Here is a 260-nt window from a genome sequence, read left to right as displayed (position 1 = left end):
GTGCTGAAGCGGTCTGCCGCCACCGCACCGCCGTGCACGCGGCGTACGGTGCCGGCGTTCTCGAGGGTGGCGAGGTCCCGGCGGACGGTTTCGGTGGTGATGCGGAAGCGCTCAGCCAGCAGGGTCACGCTGACCCGGCCGCTGCCGGCAACAAGCTCGGCAATCTTTTGCTGGCGTTCCTCGGCGAACACGTACCCTCCGTTGCGTAGCTTGCTGGTGCTGTGGTGGCCGGCACCCTGTTTGGCGTGACTGGCATCACA

General features: G+C 67.7%; 1 protein-coding gene. It reads right to left on the bottom strand.

Going from position 1 to position 260, the window contains the following annotated elements:
• A partial coding sequence (locus tag HWE01_RS22950) for a DeoR family transcriptional regulator (RefSeq protein WP_241822969.1) occupies nucleotides 1-191 on the bottom strand: 191 nt, incomplete at its 3' end.
• Nucleotides 192-260: the final 69 nt, after the last annotated feature.

This window comes from Herbaspirillum sp. C7C8 (assembly GCF_022627875.1).
Lineage (GTDB): Bacteria > Pseudomonadota > Gammaproteobacteria > Burkholderiales > Burkholderiaceae_D > Herbaspirillum.
Note: the sequence above shows the minus strand (reverse complement) of the source record. Positions and strands in the feature narration are given on the sequence as shown.